At 45.6% G+C, this 17,042-nt stretch carries 12 protein-coding genes and 1 other RNA gene; 2 read left to right on the top strand and 11 right to left on the bottom strand.

Annotated features, from left to right (window positions below):
- Positions 1-28 precede the first annotated feature (28 nt).
- Positions 29-1,657, bottom strand: a complete 1,629-nt coding sequence (locus BET10_RS07840) for a DUF342 domain-containing protein (protein ID WP_070984707.1) — start codon at positions 1,655-1,657, stop codon at positions 29-31.
- 248 nt (positions 1,658-1,905) lie between these two features.
- Here BET10_RS07840 and ssrA point away from each other — a divergent pair.
- Positions 1,906-2,262, top strand: a transfer-messenger RNA (tmRNA) gene (gene ssrA / locus BET10_RS07835).
- Positions 2,263-2,346: 84 nt separating this feature from the next.
- On the opposite strand, the gene BET10_RS07830 is transcribed toward ssrA, so the two are convergent.
- From BET10_RS07830 to BET10_RS07815, 4 genes are all read right to left on the bottom strand, one after another.
- Positions 2,347-3,264 carry a pirin family protein gene (locus BET10_RS07830; protein ID WP_070984705.1) on the bottom strand — a complete coding sequence of 306 codons (918 nt, stop codon included), beginning with the start codon at positions 3,262-3,264 and terminating at the stop codon, positions 2,347-2,349.
- 175 nt (positions 3,265-3,439) lie between these two features.
- Complete coding sequence (locus BET10_RS07825; protein ID WP_070984703.1) at positions 3,440-5,953, bottom strand: M1 family metallopeptidase; 2,514 nt, start codon at positions 5,951-5,953, stop codon at positions 3,440-3,442.
- 429 nt (positions 5,954-6,382) lie between these two features.
- Complete coding sequence (locus tag BET10_RS07820; protein WP_070984701.1) at positions 6,383-7,291, bottom strand: S1 family peptidase; 909 nt, start codon at positions 7,289-7,291, stop codon at positions 6,383-6,385.
- A 345-nt stretch (positions 7,292-7,636) separates the two neighbouring features.
- Positions 7,637-8,134, bottom strand: coding sequence for a winged helix-turn-helix domain-containing protein (locus BET10_RS07815; protein WP_070984699.1), 498 nt, complete (start codon positions 8,132-8,134; stop codon positions 7,637-7,639).
- A 101-nt stretch (positions 8,135-8,235) separates the two neighbouring features.
- Between BET10_RS07815 and BET10_RS07810 the strand changes: the two genes are divergently transcribed.
- Positions 8,236-9,321: a hypothetical protein gene (locus BET10_RS07810; RefSeq protein ID WP_070984697.1), complete on the top strand. Its 1,086-nt coding sequence runs from the start codon at positions 8,236-8,238 to the stop codon at positions 9,319-9,321.
- A gap of 57 nt (positions 9,322-9,378) precedes the next feature.
- Here the strand turns inward: BET10_RS07810 and BET10_RS07805 are convergent, their stop codons facing one another.
- From BET10_RS07805 to BET10_RS07780, 6 genes are read right to left on the bottom strand one after another with little or no spacing between them, the layout of a single operon-like run.
- Complete coding sequence (locus BET10_RS07805; RefSeq protein WP_070984695.1) at positions 9,379-10,281, bottom strand: SMP-30/gluconolactonase/LRE family protein; 903 nt, start codon at positions 10,279-10,281, stop codon at positions 9,379-9,381.
- 8 nt (positions 10,282-10,289) lie between these two features.
- Entirely contained in the window at positions 10,290-12,725 is a 2,436-nt protein-coding gene (locus BET10_RS07800; RefSeq protein ID WP_083330469.1) for a beta-N-acetylhexosaminidase, read from the bottom strand.
- Positions 12,718-13,689, bottom strand: coding sequence for a sugar kinase (locus BET10_RS07795; protein WP_070984693.1), 972 nt, complete (start codon positions 13,687-13,689; stop codon positions 12,718-12,720). The genes BET10_RS07800 and BET10_RS07795 overlap by 8 nt, the downstream gene beginning before the upstream one ends.
- On the bottom strand, positions 13,686-15,122 hold the full coding sequence (locus BET10_RS07790) for a sodium:solute symporter family protein (protein WP_070984691.1): 1,437 nt from the start codon (positions 15,120-15,122) through the stop codon (positions 13,686-13,688). The genes BET10_RS07795 and BET10_RS07790 overlap by 4 nt, the downstream gene beginning before the upstream one ends.
- Before the next feature lie 52 nt (positions 15,123-15,174).
- Positions 15,175-15,561: a RidA family protein gene (locus BET10_RS07785; RefSeq protein ID WP_070984689.1), complete on the bottom strand. Its 387-nt coding sequence runs from the start codon at positions 15,559-15,561 to the stop codon at positions 15,175-15,177.
- 6 nt (positions 15,562-15,567) lie between these two features.
- Positions 15,568-17,040, bottom strand: a complete 1,473-nt coding sequence (locus BET10_RS07780) for an N-acyl-D-amino-acid deacylase family protein (RefSeq protein WP_070984687.1) — start codon at positions 17,038-17,040, stop codon at positions 15,568-15,570.
- Positions 17,041-17,042: the final 2 nt, after the last annotated feature.

The raw sequence follows: 17,042 nt of genomic DNA, 5'->3' as shown, positions 1-17,042 counted from the left end.
CTTTTAAGAGAGTAAGCCATTAACCTTATTACAGGTTAAACTGCTGAGTGATCTTACCTTCGTCAAGCATCACCGAGTGCGGCGGATAGATACGGGTAAACTGTTTTGAGTCTTTAGCAATGACCACTTCAATGCCGGGATGCATTAACTCGTTCACCTTAACGCGACAGGTATGCAGTAGGCGCGCTAACTTTTGTTGGATAATTTTGATGTTACGCTGATTGCGCTTGTAATGCATATCGAGCTGCTTTTCGCTCGCTTCTAATTTTTTCAAAAACTCGTCACGCTTACTAGATTGTGGTGACTTAGTGGCCTTGGCTTTAGCTTTCGACACTTCCAAGACCTTTTCGGTTAAGCGCCTTTCAAAGGTTCTAAACTCTTTTTGCTTTTCTTTAAGTTCAAACCAATTTTGCGCAATGGCGATACGAGTACGCGTACCAGATGGTGCTCCCAGCTCCCCCGTCTCAAGGCGCAGGGCATTGAGTACATTACCCCCTATCAGCTTACCTCTTGGGTTTTCACCCTTACCGATACGGATCAAACGCCCTGCCGATAAATCGCAATGCAACGCCTGACGTTCAACAAACAAATCTTGCTGTGTTTCAATAAGGCAATATTGGGCATAGCCGATAGACACCGTCCGCGCTGATTTGATAGAACACGAAAACTCGTCATTATCGGCGCGCTTTCTGCCGATTGCCCCTTGAATGATAGTAACCGCACCAGCGCTTTCAATGTCTGCACACTCCACAAAACCAATCACAGTAATATCACCGCTGGCTTTGATGCGCATACCATCTCTTACGTCGCCGCTGACAATCACACTGCCATCAAACTCAATATGGCCCGTGCTGACATCTACGTCTTGATAACATAAAACGTCATCAACCCGCATACCGCGGGGCACAGCTACCGGCACACCTTTGGAGTCGGCAACCAGAATATTTGGGTCATTTTCGTCAAGTTTAGTGCCCTCAAGCACCTGCATTTCAAAATCACGGCCAGGTTTTGGGTCAAGTACATCGCCAAATACGGTGTAGCCAGTTTCACCTTTTGTAGGCGGAATGCGTTTCATCAATGGCGCACCCGGCTTAACGGTGATGATGGCCCCAAGGTCACGCATATCGACCTTACCGCCCTCTTTGGCTTGTGGGCTGAGCACTCTGTCCTGCGCTGTCATACACAGGCGCACAAATTTGGCATCATCGCCATTTTTAGCGCGGCGACCATGAGCTACGATGGTTTTATACACCTCGCCCGCTGGCAGTTCTAATTGTTGCGCTAAAAATTGCTCAAGTACGGTTTTGTTAATACCATGTTTCACACCCGCATCTTTCAGCGCTTGCTCGGCTGCATCCATAGAAATCATGTTGCCGCCACGCGCGGTAACTATGGTTGCCTCAGCAATCATATTATTATCATCAACACGGATAGAGATTTCGGCGCCAATAGCCATGGCAATAACGAGGGATTCGTTGTCTGAGTCTTTGCTTGTGAACAGTTTACCGATGTTTGCGTGGACAATATCAAAATCGGCATATTCAGATTGCTCAAGCAATTCAACCAGCTGAGAAGCACTCGCTGGAAAACCAGATTCTGATGGATGAGAGAGTAAATACAACGCTCCCATATCTTTATCATAACGAAACAACGACATCGACTTAATTCCTACGAAAACAAATCCATTTTGTTATTGACAACGTAACTAAGCCATTTGAGCACAACAATGCAACATTGTTAAGTAATATATGGCTACATTGGCACACAAATTATAAACGATTGTAAATGCGCTTTGTACAATAATCACCCAAGCGATTCTTATTTAATAAGTTACCTGAAAAAGTTCCTTGAGCTATTGCCCCCCGCTGGGCTATACTGGCCCCACTTCACTGAATAACACATTCAGGGGCTGATTAGGATTCGACGGGATTCATGAAGCCTAAGGTGCATGTCGAGGTGCGGCTGGCCTCGTAAAAAAGCCGTATTTAAAGTAATCGCAAACGACGATAACTACGCTCTAGCGGCATAATAGCCCGCTAGCACTCCTCCAAGAAATGCTTGTGGTTCTGGTTCTGGAGTGTCACCCTACACAAGATCGCTACGGAAACCCTGGCCGGGGTTGAAGGGCTAAAACTAAGCGGCCTCGCCTTTACTTATCGTGTTCGTCCGAGATTTAAAGGTTAACCAATAGACGATACTAAACATGTAGGACCGAAGGTCGACGCTTTCCGGACGGGGGTTCAAATCCCCCCAGCTCCACCAAATAGCGAAATAAAAACCCATCAAAGCGTTTGTTTTGATGGGTTTTTTGTTTGTTCTAAAGTTTTATTGCAATGTTCAACCCAATCACCACTCGGGCAAGGGAATAAATTCAACCTCATCATTGGGGACTTTGGGAAACTGGCCTGCTTTCCAATCTTGTTTGGCTTTTTCAATCAGGGATTTATCGCTGGCAACAAAGTTCCAATCCATGTAGCGCTTGCCAACGGAGGCACCGCCGATAAGGGCAAGCGTGGTGTCGGCTTCGGCTTTAACGCTAATGCCACTGCCGTTTGCAAAGATGCCCATGTTGTGTTGCTCAAGCACTGTGTCTAATACGCTTAAACGCCCCGTTACCACATAGAGCGCCAGCTCATCGGTTGTCGGTAGTTCTAACGTCTGCCCCGCTTGCATTCGCGCTTCTATATATAAGGTTTCTGAAAAGGTTTTAACGGGCGAGGCCACGCCGTACGCTGTGCCAATTAATACCCGAACGGGCACACCGTTTACCGTTACGCTTGGAGTATCACCGCTGGCGTAATGGTAAAACGCGGGGTCACACATCTCGTCTTGCGTTGGCAATGCCAACCACAGTTGCAAACCATGGATATCTTGCGGGGCTGTTTTTATCTCCTCTCGTTGGCGCTCTGAGTGCACAATGCCGCGCCCTGCTACCATCAAGTTAATATCGCCAGGCACGATGGTTTGCTCGCTGCCTAACGAGTCGCGATGTAGCATTTCCCCTTCAAAAAGGTAGGTGACGGTCGCCAAACCAATGTGCGGATGGGGTCTTACATCAATGCCCTGCCCCGCGTCAAAATGCGCCGGACCCATATGATCGAAAAACACCCACGGCCCCACGCTGCGGCACGCTCTCACAGGCAGGGTTCGCCGCACTTTAAACCCACCCAAATCCTTATCTTTGGGTGTTAAAACCAACTTCAATGCGCTGCAACCAGATGCCACCGTGCATTCATGCTCTAAAGATTTTGATAGGTTACTCATTGCGGGTGTCCTTTAAGCTTTGAAAATGAGGCACAAGTACAACTTGCCCCTCATAGAAATCGCTAACTTGCGTCACTTGTAAGCCTAGTATAGCGGGTGTTTAGATTACGATAGTCAGGAATATGGTTTGAAAAGCGCGCACCCAACATTGGGAAGTATTGAGTGACACGCTGAGTTAGCGCATACTAGCCAGTCGCTTTTTAACACTTTGCAAGTTACGTTTGGCGTTATTATCACACTCGTTGATCACCTCAAGTACGATGTTGAGCTTAGCGTCTAAGCCTTGCACATCTTGCCAATCTGCAAAGGTATTTTTTACCAGTGCCGCCTCTTTGGCTGAGCAAGCGGTGATAAAGTTGTAAGGAAACCACTGCAACTTATCATCGGCAATACGCTTACTGATGGCGTCTTTGTGGCTGCGAATATATTCCCCTGCATAAGCGCGGTGCTTAGGTGTAAATGCTGGATACTGAAAGCGATAATCAAGGTCATGGCCATAACTTGCATCGCTCAGCAGTAAATCATAAAAGGCTTTAATTTGGCTTATGGTATTGCCATAGCCTAAGGTGTCGAGCAAGTCTTCTTTCACTTGTCTTTCGCTTTGTGAAAATTGGCTCAACAATGTTTGGTATGCTTGTTCATCGGCATTGGCAACCATTACACGCAATACCGCAGTGCGGTGTGTCAGCTCACTCAAAGAAGCATTTTTATATGCTTTTTGAGCCGCCAAAATGGCGCTGTTTGCACGTAGGTTCACACCATATAATTCAAGCCATAAATCACCGTTTTGATTGGCAAGCACTGATTGCCAATTATCAATTTTTGGCAGCTGGCTCGTCAAATAGTGGGCATATTCATCGCTTAGTGACTCAGGTATTAAGGTCACAAAAGTATCCTGCAAGGTTGAAAGCGCATTGCTCACCTCAACTGCACCGCGTGGCAAGGTATTGATAAGATGAATAAGCGAATCAACATAGCTCATAAAGTCAATCTTGGCAGCCCTTGCCAGCGCTTCTTGGTTGTCTACATATGAGGCTCGCTCTGCGCGGGTGAGCTGCTCAACAACAAAGCCGCCATTATCTAGATTGTCTAAATATCTAAAATACCCAACCCCGTTGCTATCTAAAAATAGCTGCGCGGTGGCGGGCACATTATTGATGGCCATGCGTGGTTTATCGAGCACCACTTGTTGCGTTTTAAGCACTTTGCCATCCCAAATTTTCACGCTCAGTGGAATGGTCCAAAGTTTCTCTTGGCTGCTGTCAAAACTAGTTTGTTGAATATACACCTGCCCATTTTGTTTACTCAGCGTCAGTAACGGATAGTTAGACTGCGTGATAAATGAATTGATAAAGGCTGCAAACCACGGGGTTTTGGCAAAATATTGCGTAAATGCGGGGGCGCTGGTATTGCCACCTGCAACGCCTTTTACATAAGCACGCATCTGAGTTTTAAATACCTCATTACCCAACGCCAGCTCTGCCATTTCTAATACCGAACGGCCTTTGTGATAAGCCAGCTGGCCTATGGCTTCATTGTCTCCACGGTACTTCACGCCACTGCGCAGCGCTCTGGCTGAATGTGTGTCATCAGCAAATGAAGCAGACTGAGGATTAAACGTACAACCCGCGCTCTTTGGATAACGCGCCTGTACAACTTTGGCGGCAAAGAACTCGGCAAATGACTCATTCATCCAATAGTCGTTATACCAACTCATGGTGATATCGTTACCAAACCACATATGAGCGACTTCATGGGCAATCAGCTTTCTGAACCGACACATTGCAAAACCATCCGCGTCTTGAGCCGGGATCTGATGACTGTTCAGCGCAATTAAACCAACGTTTTCCATTGCGGCTAGGCCATCGATTGGCGCGACGAAAAAGTCCAGCTTGCTGTAAGGAAATGGGTATTGTAAGTAATCTTCCATAAACTGCACTGTGCTGCTGACCAACTCGTTCATATCTTCGGGCAAATTAAGTGCAATTGATTTCGGTGCATGTACAAAGGAGTTAAGCGCAGTGCCCTTTAACGCCACCGAATGAAACTCTCCCACCGCTAACGCCAGCACATCTGAATAAATTTTATGGCTTGGCGCAAAACGGATAAGCTTTCGCTGCCCTTTGATCTCGCTAGAGATCACCGGTGTGTTATGTTTTGCGTCATATTGCTTGGGAATATTAACGCTAAACTCAAAGCGGGTCTTCTTATCGGGCGCATCAAAACCTGGGAATACGGTGCGCGCTTCCATCTCTTGAAACTGAGAAAAAATATAGGGCGAGCCACTTTGTTGACCCGCCACAAAGAGGCCCATAGTTTTGTGTGTGATTTTGCCTGAATAATGAATAGACAGCTTAGCCTGCCCCACAATGGGTTGCGCCAAGCGGTGGGTCACAATATCGAATTCATTGGGCTGCATAATGGGTAACGCCATTGTTTTTCCATTGTGCGTCAGCTCGACCGATTTTATATCCAAGTCGCGAGCATGATAAGCAACGGTATCGCTGCTTTGCGCTACGGCTAAATACAGTCGAGTATGACCACTAAACTCACTTTGTTCGGGTGAGAGAATCAACGCCACACTTTGTCGCTCTAAAGAAATATTTTCTGGCAAACGATAGGCGCTGGCATGCGCGGCATACATCACCAATGAAGACAAAACTACAAATAAAAAACGACTATAAATCAACGTACACCTTCCCTGAATAACATATTGTTTTAGTTATAATTAGCAACTATTACAGCACTTTTAATGAGATATGCCTACCGATGATTAAGCACTAGTATCATTAACTGTAATCCTGTGTAGCGCGATTTCTAGCACAGCGCCTTTCATACTGTGTAAGTGCGAAAAACAACACATAAGCAAACCGCTACTGTTGAGCAACCAACAAGGATATCCATTTGTGTTTGCTGAGTATGTGTTAGGAACGGTGTTCACATCGCCATTCTATGTCGGCGAGTTTGCTCTGTAAAATAAGTACAATGTCACAAAAGCAGCGTCCGTCAATACTTGGCTAGACGGCGACAACCGCTGGTGGTTTGGTAGTAAGACTGATTAGAGTACTTCACTGAGCCACTTATTCAGTGGCTCAGTGCTTGGTTTTAAGTGCAGGCTTTACAGCTTGGCTGTAACAGTATTAGCAAGCTTCATAACCGTTTGCATGGGAACACCAAAAGCAATCACTTTACTGCTATCTGCCCAATACTTTGTTTTGATTGCTTCATAAACTGAGCCATATAGATCAGGTTCCGCCAAATCATTAAAACTGGCAATCAACGAAGAAACAGCCACCACACACTGATTGTTTACATCATATATGGCGCCACCAGAAAAGCCGCCGCTCATCGCCTGATGCAATAGTATCCAACTGACAGGCTCACTGTGCATGTTGTTAGGCGGGAACCCCTCCTTACTGGCTTCGGCGTTAAAACTTTCTGTCATCAAAGGTCTTTTAGTGATCCCCGAAACCGTACCTGATGCCGTTGTTACCCTTGAATCTGGTGTTAACTTGCTCATTGCAACTCGTGAACCAAACTGTTCATCTTCACACCATTTTGGTACTACTGCTGGCTCAAAACGACTCTCTACAAGCTTTAAATAAGCTAAGTCGGTCTGTGGTGAGCGTAGTACCACCTCGGCTGCCATAGGTTGGGAAAGCTTACCTAAACGACCAAGTTGCACATAAGCTAAGTCTCCCACCTCTAGCCCATCAACAACATGGTCGGCAGTAACAATTAGCTCAGGGTTCAACGGAATACCCATACCGTTGATCAACTTATTATCTTCTGGGCGAACGCTTACCATCACTTGGTAATTAATTACCACGTCTTTGCCTTCAGCAGGCTGGATTGACGAATTGTTTTGATAAGCAATGGCCAACTCTTTTCCCTGATGAGTCTGACTCATACCACAACCAAACAATGCAACAGTCGCACCTAGCATCAGCCACCTTTTGGATGCGCTCAAAGCGCGCACTACGATAGGCTCATACTTCAATGTATCGATGTGCTCTGCGTATATCATATGATCATTCCGTGTTAATAAATTTAATAAAATAATCGCAACTATCAACGAAGGCCAAACGTACCAAGCCCTCATGCTTGGTTCTAAATATGACACAAAACACAAAAAATTTACATATTTAAAACATGAAATCGTTTCAATTGTGTTCTTGTTATTAAAAACAGCAAGGTGAATTACCCAAACTTTAAGTGGCCCACCCTTTATCAATAAAGTCTGTGTAGAAAACGTCGCCTATTTAAAGCGCCATGATCAGTGCGATTTTATTTATATTGTGTAATGTTAAAATGAGTTATTAAAGCTGTGCGATTACCCAGCTTGAAAACGCATGCCGATTCGCAACTATTTTCATATCTTCCCCATACAAAACGATACAACGCAGCCTATAACGACTGTTATACCATAGAGCTGTTGGCAGCTAGGCGGTACGTCACTGGCCGCTAATTGCCACAGATAGCGTCGTTTTGGAAAAGTTTTGATAGCGTCATCACCAAGTACCGCACTCAATTGACCGATGGTTTGAAACAACGCCTGATCAGATAGCACCTTTCGCGGCCAAACATGCGATAGAATATCCTCTTTGCTTAATAGCTTTGTGGGGTTTTCTAAAAATAACGACAACAGTCTCACCTGATTGATATTCAGGCTAACCACACTCCCTTTTTGATACAAAACCTGATGCTGCGTATCGAAACAAAATTCAGAAAAGTAAAGCATGCAATAATGAGATGTTACAACAACAATGCCGCAACGTACCACTTTAAGAGACGCTTCAAAATCACCCTCTATGCTTTGTGTGGTAGTAAGCATAGCGTAGCAAGGCATTTGCATTTGGTCATTTGACATTCAAACACTTAAGATGTTAATAAAGTGTTTGTAGATGAATAAAACATGAACAATACACCTATTCCCCCAACATTAAGATAAGCAAAACAAGGAATTTAAATATGCTTAAACGCGCTCTAGTACTCTCATTGCTGGCCTCACCTGCTGCATTGGCCAGCAACCCCTTTACATCTAATAACTTTACCAATGAAGCGATGGCAAGAGGGGCTGATGCTGAACAATCCCAAAGCTCACTGACTGCTCGTGCTCTACAAGACCTTAATGACAGCAAACTACAAAACCTTATAAACAGTTGTCAGGACAACCCTAAAGATACCAGTACTCCAAAGTGTCCAGCACTATTAACAGCAATTAAAAAGGAACTCGATATCCCACACAACAAGTTACTCTCAGTATTAAAAGCGTGTGATGAAAAGGGATACTATTTAGACGACGAAGACAATAAAGTAGACTGCCCTGTTGTTCCCTCTGATGACTTTAAAGCTTTTCAATGGGTGTCATGGGATATTGAAGCTGACAAAAATAATGCTTTTTACCAAACCGCTTTGGCACCTGTGGGAGACAGTAAAAACTTCAGCGTAGGTCTATACAAAGGCTTATGGTATTTGTGGGGTGAAGACATCCGCTTACCTTTCTATTTTTCCTACGCGGAACCCAAGTCTAATACGCCAAAAAATGAAGCGTCTGATACTTTGATTGACAAAGATGCGGGGCTACAAGTAAGCATTCCGGTTATTGCGGCATTCAAAAGTGGCCCAGGCGGGTTAGATAAGAAACAAAGTACGATATCAGCTGGCGGTATTTTTAGTTTGGTTGCAAAAGATGTCAAAGGTAATGAAGATTCAGAATGGGTCACAGGCTACAGAGCGTCACTTATCGCACAGTATAACTCTTATCTCGAAGTGTTCAGTGTTAGTGATCCAAATGGAATAGCTCAGCCAGGCTCGCTGAATATTGCGCTTAACTATACTCATCACAAATATAGTAACGACAAGTTAAAAAATGTCGCTAATAATCTCACGCTGCTCAACGGTGATAAATACTCCGACAGTTTTAACAGTAGAGGCATTACCATCACGGCTGAAATCGGCAAGGTAGTCTCTATCAGTTATCAATATGAAGAAGTCGACGACGCTATTTTTGGCAATGACAAAATCAAACGACTCGTTCTTTCAAAAACCTTTTAATGAATGAGCCACAATGAAAGGCGGCAGAGATTTTGCCGTCTTTCACAGTCTGCTGCACTAGTCATTACTCAGATTACGCCCCGCCACATCCGTTTTAAACATTTCTATGGCACCGCGTTTTTGCATGGTCACAAATACAGATTTTCCATCAACACCACCAAATGCCACATTGGTTGGGTGCTGGCCTTTGAGTTTGACCTCTTTAAGTAACTCACCTTGTGGTGACACGACCGCGACCACACCCGCACCATATCGAGCAATGTACAGATTGCCTTTAGCATCAGTACGCATCCCATCAAGTCCAAAATCAGCAAACTCTATTAATAGTTGTTTATTGCTGATGTTACCTTTTTCATTAAGGTTGTAGCGCCATACTTTGCGCTGCACGCTCTCATTTACATACAAGGTTTTGTTATCAGGGCTGACTTCGATGCCGTTGGTTGTGCCCATGCCTTGTTCAAGCAAATCCGTACTGCCATCTCGATTGATACGCCACAATTGCCCCGTGCTATTTTGCCAATTAGGGTCACTGGCAAACAAAATACCATTGTCCATAATCGCCAAGTCGTTAGGTTGATTCATTTGTTTTTGATGGGCATACACACGCACAGCGCCCGATAAATCGCCAGCTTGGTTCAGCGCCTTGTGACTGACTCGCAACACATTGTGATTAACATAATCAGCGATGTACATATTGCCCGATTTATCAAAACGAATACCATTACCCACACTGCCATTTGGCAAACTGAGTAATTGGCTGACTTGCCCTTTGTCCGTCACTTTACCAATGCTGCCCTGTTTGGCGTAATTCACCGCGTACAATACGCCTTGCTTATCCACCGCAGGTCCTTCTATGCCTTGTGTGAATACATTGTCGGCTATCCAGTCTTGAGTAGTAAACAGTGCTGTGGCGTGCCCCAACCCTGAAACAATTATGAGAGAGTAGAGTAAGTATTTCATAGCGTTCCTTACTTATTTTGACAATTTAAATACAATCGACGTACAGGCTCTACAGCAGCAAGTACAAGTTCACTTCGCAAATTTTGTAATGAGCGCAACTGCTGAGCCACCTGACCCTGCTCTTGGGGTGAGTGGATCACTTGACGGCGACAGCTATCAATTACACCTAACGTCAGCACATTGAGCTCAAGCTGCTGTTTTAAAAGTGGCTGTAGATGTTCCAAATTGGTGTTGTTCACCAACACCTGCTGGCCAGCCAACAATTGCGCCTGAAGCTTGAGTGTGTCTTTTTCAACATGCTGCAATGCGTCTGTTTTTCCATTTAGATAGCGTGTAAAAGCCGCTTGCAACAGGCGCACCGCACGACTCTCAACAGGCAGAAAATCAACCAAAGCATTCAGTGGTGCACGTTGGTGATATTTGTTTTGTAAATATTTAATGTGATGTCGGGTGTAATAATGTGCAGGCTCTAAGCGAGAGGATAAAGCCATTAAAAAGCTTAGACTACGCTGATGCTCAGCGTCCGTGAGCGTTGGGCTGAGTAAGTAGCTCAAGCCTTTTACGTGCTGTTGCTGATGTGCAAGCCCTACAACTTTAGCACCATAGTCGTCCATCGCATCAAGCCTATGATACATATTTTCTATATTTTTAATTGCCTGCGGCGACCATAAACGCTCAGCGATGGCAAACAAGCGAGGCCATATTCTTAAATCTAGGTTGTCATCACTGACAAGCTCGCTCCAAATCGTCGCCTCCGCACCTAAAATACGCTGCTGCTGTGTAGGTCTTAGTGGTTCAGGCATTGAGGTGGGCGATGGATTAAGGGTTTCTTTAAGCACCACTGGATAGCGGCTGTTACCTATCAAAACTGAACTTTTACCCTGTGCAGGTGCAAATTCAAACTCAAGTGGCCCCATCCAGCTATCTAACGTCACCAGCCAGTATTGCTTGCCATCTAATGTATAGCGTTTTTGTAACTGGGCAGCTTTGTGGTGCTGATCATTGAGTTTGATCAGTACTTGGCGAGCTGCATCGTCCCCCATCATGAGCAGCTCACCGTTGACATCGCTCCCTTTGAGGCGGTCAATGGTAAAGGTATAAGCGGCTGACAATTCAAGGGATTGCTCTAAAGGCTCACTCTGATCTAGGGGATCATTACGATAGTGATAATCAGTATATTGCGGTTGGTCAATGTAAAATCCTGTCGACAAGATGCCCTGATAACCATTGCGTGCCACTGTATTTAAAGAGTCGTGTCCTCGCCATGACTGTACCACTATGTCTTTCGGTAAATCCGGATGATACACCTCATCCCAGCCCATCATGATACGCTGCTGCCGATGTAAGATAGCTTGCACTCGTTGATTAAAATAAGCTTGTACGTCATAGCCATTATTGAGATTGTCTGTCTTCATCAAGGCCTGAATATTACTGTTGGCCAACCACTGCTGAGGGTCAACTTCGTCACCACCGATATGAACATATCGATCAGGGAACAAGCTCGTCATCTCTGCAAGTAAGGTCTCTATAAATTCATACACCTGCACTTTGGACACATCAAGTAGCGGCTTAAACACGCCCCAATGACGTTGCATCTGGTATTGCTTTTCCTCACTCATCAATTGTGGGTATGCTACAGCTATCGCACTGGCATGCCCTGGCATACCAAACTCCGGTACTACTCGAATCCCGTGTAAAGCGCCATAAGTAACCACATCCTTGATCTGCTGTTGTGTGTAATATTGACCATCTGAAGCTAATTCTGTCAGCCGAGGATAAGCTTTAGACTCAACGCGCCACCCTTGATCATCCGTCAAATGCCAGTGCAGTACATTGAGCTTAGCCGCTGCCATACCATCTAACTGGCGCTTGATCGTATCAACGGAGATAAAGTGACGTACGCTGTCGATTAATAACCCGCGCCATGCAAACCTAGGTTCATCTTCAATACGCAGATAAGGAAGCCCTCCTGATTGAGCGCTCGCGAGCAACTGCATTAAGCTGCTCACCGCATGCTGTGCTCCAAACACACTATTGGCCTGAATGTGGATACCATGGGCACCAATATCCAGCGTATATGATTCGTCCTCTGAAAATTGTGGTATCAAGTGATGAGCCTTTGTGCGGCTGTTGCTTGCCACCACTATCTGCAAAAAGCTGGTATCTGGCAAAGCACTTTTGAGTAAGGTAGTGGAGCGCAAACTTTGACTTTGAGCCAACGCAGACTGAAGCCTTGAAAACTGCAAAGACTGACGCTGTTCATCAAACCCCGTCATAAAAACCTGTACATTTTCGGGCAAAATAAGTTGCTGCTGAGTCATTTGCATCTTTTTAGGCGATGGCATCAATAACAGCCCTAAGTTTGCGGGGGTTGGTGAAGCAACACACACAGCAGCATAACTCCAACACAGCAATGAGATGACTAATTTAAGGTAGTTATTCAACTAAAAGCTCCTGATTTAGCAAGTTGGGTATTAATGTTGGCGAGATCAGTGCCCCTTGATGTTGGATAACCACTGCCGCCAATCGGTGTGCAACAGTAGCACTTGCCACCGTGTCTTCTTCAAGTAAGAAGTTAACCAAAAAACCCGCTGAAAATGCATCTCCTGCAGCGCAAGTGTCTACCACCGCGAATGATTCAACCTGACATGCAGGTACTTCTATACGGGTTTTGCTTTCATTACAGTAAAGTACGCATGATGCGGCCCCTTGACGGATCACCAGCAATTGTCTGTTGCGACTCCCTGTAGAGTGAAACTCAATGATTTCTCTTGGATTATGCGTACCATACAACACATACTCATCATCATTGGTTAGAAATGCAATATCGGCTATTGCCATCAACGCGCGATAATCAGGTTGAGGGTTTATGCCTTGCCACAAACTAGGCCGATAGTTATTATCAAACAGGATGATACCACCTTGACGCTTAAAATCTCTAAGTTTATCAATAAAATAACTTCTATCCGTGGCTGGCAGAATAGCTAAACTGATACCCGACAGATAAATTGCGTCGATCAAACCATGAGTGAGTGCGTCGCTAAGCGTATCACCCAACTCAAAATAGGCGCGGGCCGCACTATTGGCTCTGTCAAAACGAAATACCCGTTCACCGTATTGACTATGGCTCACCCAGTATCTTCCCATCTTTCGCTGCGGATGCCTCAGCAAAAACTCATCATGAATGTCGTTTTCAGTCATTAGCTTTGCAAAGGCATCATCTTGAGCCGCCGTGCCTATTGCACTGGCATAATAGACTGCCATAGGAGGTTTTGTTAGTTGAGCACATAAATGCTGACAGTACCAAGCCGTGTTAAATGTATCACCACCAAAAAACATCTCTCCGTCCGCTCGATGTTCAACCATACATTCACCGAAAAATACGACACGTTTAGTTTGCATGCTCATGATGACGTTTGCTCCACGGTATTGTGTGCCTTGTTCACGCTGCTTTTTTGACTGAGCTTACTGGCTAAAATTCCAAAAATCATCGCGCTGCACAATGCAGGCAACACAGGATTACCAAACCAAGCTAGCCAACTGGCCTGTTGAGCGACTACACCTGCCCCCACAACACCGCTAATCAAAGTTGTTAACGCACCTTGCCATGTATAGCCTCGCCAAAACCTACCTAGTAACCCCATCACACACAAACCACTCATCACCATCGCAACCATATGAGTGATGTAGCTGACGATATCGTCTGATAGCAGCGCCATAAACAATGCCAAGCCAACCGTAAGTAGCATGGCTACACGTGATATTAACAGTTGATGTTGCTCAGGCATGTTGCTACCAACCAACCACTGGTAAATATCGTCTACCAACACACTCACCCCAGCAATTGCATCTGAGCTGGCACTGGATAAGGTGGCTGACAATCCTGCTAAGATAAGCAATCCGCCAAATAACAAAGGTAAACTATGTAGCGCCAGATAAGGAAATGCAAAAGCGGGGTTATCAAGCTGTGCATTGAGCAAGTAGGCACTGATCCCAATCAATGCAGGAACACCAGAAAACAGCAAATAAAGCCCCCCTGAAATAACAAAGGATTGGCGCACACTACGCACACTTTCAGCGGAGTATATCCGCTGACGAAATGACGGTGTCGCTAACACCCCGACTAACACCGCAATAGCCAAAGATATCGCTGGTATAACGCCGATTGTGTTGATTGATAACAAGCCACTGCCAACGACGCTTTCACTGTGCTGTATTGCACCTAGACCACCTACAAGATCAAGCGCAAAGTACGCCATGAATACAAAACCAATGAATAGCATCACCGCTTGAATGGCATCCGTCCACACCACCGCACTATACCCCCCGATAGTCACATAAACCGCCAGGCCGATACCAATGATAAGCTTAGCTTGCCCTTGTTCAATACCTGTCAGCCAAGATAAATACATGCCACCACCTATCAGATGTGCTCCCAACCAGCCAATGCTGGCGCTGTAAATGAGCAATGCTAATAGCTTTTTCACGAATGGATGGTTATCAACATAGCTGGCCAGCTCTTCACTCATGGTTGAAAAGTTTTGTGCTCTAGCTGGTGCAAATAGCCAGGCTAGTAATAAAATGCCAAGCGCGCCGCCGATACCGTACAAAGTCCCAGCCCAACCATTCTGATAGGCAAAGCCAACGGCTCCCATTGACGAACCAGTGCCCACCATGGTTGCCACTGTCGTACCCAAAGTGAGAAAAACTGGAACTCTGCGCCCCGCTAACAAAAAGTCACTGGCACTTTTTTGCCAACGAGACACCCACCAGCTAATCACCACCATCGCGAGTAAATAGCAGGCAAAAGCCAACAAGAAAAAACTCTGCTGTGATGTCATTGATGTCTCCTCTTTGAGTTTACTTGGAACGACGTCTGTGCATATGAGTCGGTCAGTCACCCTTGTAGCAGGTAACATCCACTTCTACTTTGCAATCCACCACTAAATCCGCAACCATACAAATACGCGCAGGAGGATGAGCACCAAAATACTGCGCAAATACCTTATTAAACGACTGGAAGTAACGTGCGTCGGTCAATATCACCGACACATGAGTAACATGCTCAAGCTCATAACCCGCTTCACGCATAATGGCCACACAGTTATCCAGTGCGATTGTGGTTTGCTCAACAATGCCCCCTTCAACCACTTCGCCGTCTCGCATTGGTGTTTGGCCCGACACGCGTAACCAGCCCCCAGCTTCAACCGCTCTGGCGAAGGGTAAGTGCTGTCCACCAGTCCCCGTGCCACCTTCAGCTCCAAACCGTCTAATTGTCATTGCTCTTTACTCCTGATTATCTAAACGGGCTAAAAATCGCCCAGCTCTGTATCTGCGTTGGATGCTGACTTGATCATCCCCTTCTTTAAAACTGGTTCGGCCATTAACCCAGACATGTTTAATCCCTCGCGCTGGTTTATGAGGCTGACTATAAGTTGCTTGATCTGAAACCGTATTGGCATCAAAAAGCACTAAATCAGCAAAGTAGCCCACTTTGATCGCCCCTCGGTTTTTGAGCCCAAAGGTTTGCGATGATAACGCTGTCATTTTATGGATAGCCAAAGACAAATCGAGGCTATTTAACTCTCGTACATATCGGCCTAACACACGAGCAAAGGTGCCCCACAGTCTAGGGTGTGGATGGGGATCGCAAGGCAGTCCGTCCGACCCTATCATGGTATGTTGATGACTCACAATGTCCTGTACATCCTGCTCGTCCATACAATGATAAACCGCCCCCGCAGGACTTAGTTTTTGCGCGGCTTGTAACAAAGAAACTTGCCATTTACTGGCAATGTCTTTAAGTGTTCGTTTGGCCATATCAGGGTGAGGTTCAGACCAGGTGATAAAAATCTCACTCTCTTGCGTCACCTGCTTTAGATCCAAAGTACTTGAACTAGCGGCATACGGGTAGCAATCGCAGCCAACTGGTTGTTGCTGCCGTTGTTCTTGAAGGTGTGCCAATACTTGTTGCGCTCTGCCCCAGTTGCTTTTACCAGCACATTTTAAATGTGAAATAACCAAAGGCACTTGGGCACTTCTCGCACTAGTAAATGCTTCATCCATAGCATCCAAAATCCCATCAAATTCGGTGCGCAAATGTGTTGTGTAAATACCCTTGTATGGCACTAAACACTGAAGCAACTCACTTACCTCATCAAAGCTGGCCGCATTGGCATTGCCATAGGCAAGCCCTGTGCTAAAGCCCACAGCACCATCAGTCAGAGCTTCACTTAGTAGCTTTTTCATTTGTGCAATTTCTTCGTCAGTTGCACTACGCCCAAGCGATGACATCACTTGCGCCCGAAGTGACGTGTGGCCTATCAGCATCGCGGTATTAACGCTCGGCCTTACCTTGGCATAACATGCTCGATACTCTGCCAGTGTGGCAAACTTAAACTCTGTATCCACGCCCAGTAAGTTAATGGGATCAACCACCTTATCACACCCAGAAAATGGCGCAGCGCTTATCCCACAGTTACCGGTAATGACAGTAGTGACACCCTGACTCAGTTTGCTAAGCATATGTGGATTACGCAGTACTTCTAAATCATCATGAGTATGTACATCTATAAACCCCGGTGCTAATGCATACCCGTTCCCATCAATATATTGCTTTGCCCTGTAGTGTGATACGTCTTCAACCGCGACGATATGTTCATCCAAAATGGCCACACCACCAAATGTAGGCTCACTGTATTCTCCGTTGTAAATCATCACATTATGAATGATGGTATCGACCTGAACAGTGCCTGTCATGG

Source organism: Pseudoalteromonas amylolytica (assembly GCF_001854605.1).
In the GTDB taxonomy this organism is placed as follows: domain Bacteria; phylum Pseudomonadota; class Gammaproteobacteria; order Enterobacterales; family Alteromonadaceae; genus Pseudoalteromonas; species Pseudoalteromonas amylolytica.
The sequence above is the reverse complement of the archived record's forward strand: the minus strand, read 5'-3'. Positions and strand labels throughout refer to the sequence as shown.